Annotated in this window: 4 protein-coding genes; 3 read left to right on the top strand and 1 reads right to left on the bottom strand. The window is 61.5% G+C overall.

Annotation, left to right across the window (positions count from 1 at the left end; translation table 11 throughout):
• Nucleotides 1-212: 212 nt before the first annotated feature.
• The 3 genes from ABYO54_RS14060 to ABYO54_RS14050 all read left to right on the top strand — a co-directional run bounded on the left by ABYO54_RS14060 (nucleotide 213) and on the right by ABYO54_RS14050 (nucleotide 4,252).
• Complete coding sequence (locus ABYO54_RS14060; protein WP_372808879.1) at nucleotides 213-893, top strand: response regulator transcription factor; 681 nt, start codon at nucleotides 213-215, stop codon at nucleotides 891-893.
• Entirely contained in the window at nucleotides 890-2,332 is a 1,443-nt protein-coding gene (locus ABYO54_RS14055) for a sensor histidine kinase (RefSeq protein ID WP_372808878.1), read from the top strand. Before ABYO54_RS14060 ends, ABYO54_RS14055 begins: the two co-directional genes overlap by 4 nt.
• 105 nt (nucleotides 2,333-2,437) lie before the next feature.
• A complete protein-coding gene (locus tag ABYO54_RS14050; RefSeq protein ID WP_372808877.1) occupies nucleotides 2,438-4,252 on the top strand; it encodes a DUF2062 domain-containing protein in 1,815 nt (604 codons plus the stop codon).
• A gap of 57 nt (nucleotides 4,253-4,309) precedes the next feature.
• Here the strand turns inward: ABYO54_RS14050 and ABYO54_RS14045 are convergent.
• The coding region (locus tag ABYO54_RS14045) for a sensor histidine kinase (protein WP_372808876.1) at nucleotides 4,310-4,888 on the bottom strand (579 nt) is incomplete at its 5' end.

Genomic DNA, 4,888 nt, shown 5'->3' with positions numbered 1-4,888 from the left:
TTCAGTTCTCCGTTTAGGCCGTTTCCGGCTCGGTTCCTTTTCTTTTAATGACGCCATGAAACCACACCGAACATGAGCGGAACATGAGCACGAAAAAAAATGGGGCGAATTTGCAAACTTCCTTGAATTTGCTACTTTTCGACCATTCGTTGTTGGGCGTGTAGCCGTTTTCCCGACACCAAACAGGCAATTAACCGCAATAGGCAGGACTCATGAGAATACTTTTGGTTGAAGATGCGGTTTCCCTGCGGAAACCGGTGGTGAAGGCGCTCAAGGCCTCCGGCTTCGCCGTCGATGAAACGGGCGACGGCGAGGAGGGCTACTGGATGGCGAGCGAAAACCCGTACGACGTGATCCTGCTCGACATCATGCTGCCCGGCATGGACGGGCACGAGATTCTCAAGAAACTGCGCGCCGAAGGCAACGAAACGCCCGTCCTGTTCCTCACCGCGAAAGACACCATCGAAGACCGCGTAACCGGGCTGCGGCTCGGCGCGGACGACTACCTCGTGAAATCGTTCGCCATCGAAGAGCTGATCGCGCGCGTCGAGGCGCTCGGCCGGCGCCGCTACCAAAAAAGCACGCCCGTCCTGAAAGTCGCCGACCTGGAACTCGACTCCTCCGCCAAACGGGCGACCCGCGGCGGCACCGAGCTGAAGCTCTCCGCCCAGCTCTTCGCGCTGCTCGAATTCCTGATGCTCCGCGCGGGCGAAGTCGTCTCGCGGGCCGACATCGAGGAGCACATCTATGACGAACAGGCCGATCCGATGAGCAACGTGATCGACACCGCGGTTTGCGCACTGCGGCGCGCCATCAAAACCTCCGAATCCGATGCCAAGCTCATCCACACGCGCCGCGGCATGGGATACATCATCCAGGAGCCGGCGCAATGATCAGCATCCGCTTCCATCTGCTCGCCACCCTGCTCCCCGCCTTCGCCGCCATCAGCATCGCGGCGGGCTTCGGCGTCTATTATTCCACCAAGGCCGAACTAGGAGCGCGGCTCGACACGCGGCTGGCGAACTATGCGGTCGACCTGCGCTTCACCCCCCCCCAGCCGGAACGCGACGGGGGCGGTGGAATGCGCAACAGGTTCAATGCCGGCGAGCGCGACACCAAGCGCCCCCGCATGAGCGAATTCATGGAAACTGGCCGGAGCAGAGCCGGCCTCATGCAACTCTCGGCAACGCTCTTCACCAACCTTCCCTCGACGGTCTATTGCGAGATCTCGATGGGCAGCCGCGACACCATCGTCAAAACCGACAACCTCGAAAACAATCAAATCTCGCGGCCGCCGCCGATCGGAGACGAACCCGTCTTCTACGACGCCACCTTGGCCAACGGCGTACAGCTGCGCGCCTGGGCCTCGAAGCTTTCGATCGTGCGCGACACGCGGCATCCGCTGGTCATCCTGGCCGTCAGCCGCGACGAGATCGACGTGACGCTCGCCCGGCTGGCCAGCATCCTGATCGGCGGCGGCATTGCCTGCTGCCTGATCCTCAGCCTGCTGCTGATCGTCTCGCTGCGGGTCTCGTTGCGCCCGCTGAGCAAGCTCGGCGAGCAGGCGGCCACCATGGACGCCGAATCGCTCCACGAACGCTTTTCCGAAGAGAGCGCCCCCTCCGATATCCGCCCCATCATCGGACGGCTTAACGATCTGATGGCGAAACTCGAAGAGAGCTTTGCCCGCGAGCGGCGCTTCAGCGGCGACCTGGCCCACGAGCTGCGCACGCCGCTGGCCGCGATCCGCACCACCAGCGAAGTCGCCCTCAAGTGGCCCGACCAGGCCTCGGCCGAGGACTTCGAAGAAATCCACAAACTCTCCTCCGGCCTGCAGCAGACGCTCGACAGCCTGTTGCTGCTCTCGCGGATGGAATCGTCCGCCGCGGAAAAAGCCCGGGAATCCGTCGACCCGGCGACCATCGCGGAAGAGTGCCGGGCGCTACACGCGCCGCGGGCAGCGGAGCACGGACTCCGCATCGAATTCGATTCCAGCCAGGCCGCCGGGCTGGAAACCGATCCGCGCATGCTGCGCATCATCATGGCCAATCTGATCGGCAACGCGGTGGAATATGCCCCGGAGGGATCCGTCGTCACGATCGCGGTCGGCGGCGCGGCCCTCTTCCAATGCGCGAACGACGCGCCGAATCTCGCGCCGGACGATGTGCCCCGACTGTTCGAACGCATGTGGCGCAAAGACAAGGCGCGCACCGAATCCGGCCATGCCGGCCTCGGCCTCTCCATTGCCAAGGCGTGCGCCGACACGCTGGGCTTCGAACTCGTTGCGGAGCTGGACGACGGCGGGCGGCTGCACATCGCGCTACGTTCGTAAACGGGCCGCCGGGAACGGAGGCCCCGTTCTTAATGAACTTCCTCCATTGACCGGAAAGCGAAAAACAAACTATCGTATTCGCTGAATTCTACAGGAGGCTGCATCATGGTTATCTCGTTCAAGATCATTCGTAAAATCGGAAGAATGCTGCGCGGGGGAGCAGGCAAGAAGGAAATTTTTCTCGGGGCGTTGCTGGGCGTGCTGATCGGCTTCAACCCCACGCTCAGCTTCACGCTTTTCCTCGCCATCCTGATTGCGCTGCTGCTCAACGCCAACATCGGGTTCACCCTCTTGGGCGTGGCGGTGGGCAAGCTCTCTTCGCTGGCGCTCGCCGTGGCCAGCTTCCACACGGGCTATTTCCTCATCCACAAGATCGGGCTCGAAGGGCTCTTCACCAAACTATCCAACGCCCCCGTCACGGCGCTGATGGACCTGAACGTCTACGCCATGATCGGCGGCCTGCCCTTCGCCCTCCTCATCGGCATTGCCTTCGCCCTATTCATCTCGGCCACCGTCACGAAGGTTCGCGAACAGATGGTGAAGGCCGCGGCCAACGAGAAGGTCGGCAAGGCCGTCGGCAACAAGTTCTCGCGCTTCCTCATGTGGCTCGTCTTCGGGAAACAGAAGATTTCCACCGCCGACGTGCTGGTCAAGCAGTCGCCCCTCCTGCGCAAGTCCGGCCTCATCCTCGTCGGCAGCCTGGTGGTCATCGGGCTGGTGCTCCAGTTTTTCCTGCTCGACTTCACCCTGAAAAAGGGCCTGCAACATTCGATCAGCGCCCAAACGGGCGCCGAAGTGAACATCGGCAAAGCCAACCTATCGCTCGCGGGCGGTAAACTGGAAATCGAAGACCTGCAGGTCACCGATCCCGATAAGCCGACCCACAACCTGATACAGCTCCAAACCCTCGCCGCCGACGTGAGCGTGAACGACCTGCTCCGCAGAACCTATTCCATCGACCTGCTCTCCGGCGCATTCCTCAAGCACGATGTGCCGCGCACTTCGCCCGGCGAGGTCTACATCACGAAGGCCGAAAGGGCGGCGCAGGAAGCCGCCGAAAAAGCGGAGAAGGACGCCGAACCGGGCAAATCGCTCGACGACTATTTCGCCCAGGCCAAGGAGTGGAAGAAATATGGCGAGAAGGTCCAGCAATACCTCGAAAAACGCAAGGAAAACGCCGAGAAGGCGGCCCAGGGCAAAAAGCCGAAAGCCTCCAAGGAAAAGGCCGTGACCGATGCGAAGAAATTTGGCTACCTCAAGGCCACCGCCGACCTCGTTGCCAACCGCCCGGCCTGGACCATCCACCAGATCATGATCGACAACGTCGAACTCGGTTCCGATTTTCCCGTGCAGAAAATCGAGGGCTCGGAATTTTCCAGCCATCCCGAACTCAACGGCCAACCCACCACCTTCGTCATGACGCCGCAGGGGGCCAGCGCGCCGACCGCCAAGGTGGTCCTGCGCTTCGACGATCCCGCCGCCATGAACGACCTCGTCGCCAATATCGAGAATTTCGAGATCGGCGACTCCCTCGACGCGGGCGAGGCCTTGCAAGTCAAAGGCGGCAAAGCCGACCTCAAAGCCGACGGCAAGTTCTCGACCGACCGCCTCGATGTTCCGTTCACGTTGAACGTGCGCGACCTCGAAACCGACAACGCCACCCTCAACGCATTGGATAAAATGGAGATGACCGGCGTGCTCTACGGCCGCCTCTCCTCCCCGCGCGTCAAGGTGGAGCTCGGCGACCTGAAAGACGCCGTAACCGACGCCGCCAAGGCCAAAGCCAAGGAAGAAGCGGAAAAAGCCAAAGCCAAGGCCAAGAAAATGGCCAACGAGGAGATCAACAAAGCCCTCGAATCCGACGAAGCCAAAGAGCTTAGAGGCAAAGCCACCGAAGGCCTCAAGAAATTGGGCTTCTGATGCCAGCGCAGCGGGCGGGCCGGACCATCCGGCCGGCTCTCCTGTAGGGGGTGCGCTTTATGCTTCCGGCAACTCGGTATCCGCAAAGCGAACCGGGAAGCGCAGGGTAAACGTCGTCCCCGTTTCCGCCGCCGAAACAAAGGACACGGATCCGCGCAAATAGTGCTCTGTTATTAGGCGAATGCCGTAGGTTCCCAACCCGCGTCCGGCCCCCTTGGTCGAGAAAGACCGGGTAAACACCTGCCGTTGCACCTCGGCAGGCATCGCCGTTGAATTATGCACGGTAAAACAGACCTCGTCCCCATCGCGATAACAGCAGGACATGACGCGCCCCCCGGGCTCGCTTGCTTCCATCGCGTTCTTGACCAGATTCAGCAGAACCCGCCGCACCAGCACCGGGTCGGATCTGAATTCCGTCTCCTCCGCCGCAGGATCAATGGCAAGCGCGATGCCGCTGGAGATGCCCATGGAATGAAGCTGACGCATAACCTTGAGCAAGACCTCGGCAGAAAAAACAGGCATAAGGTCCAGCTGCATCTTTCCGCTTTCGGCCAGCGCCAGCACCCGTTGCGCGGTGATTTCCTCAACCAGCTGTTCCGCCGCCTCCGAGAGCATCCCGGCAAGCTCTTCCGTTTC

Origin of the sequence: Pontiella sp. (assembly GCF_041622395.1) — a bacterium.
GTDB lineage: Bacteria > Verrucomicrobiota > Kiritimatiellia > Kiritimatiellales > Pontiellaceae > Pontiella.
This window is presented reverse-complemented; position numbering and strand designations above follow the sequence as displayed.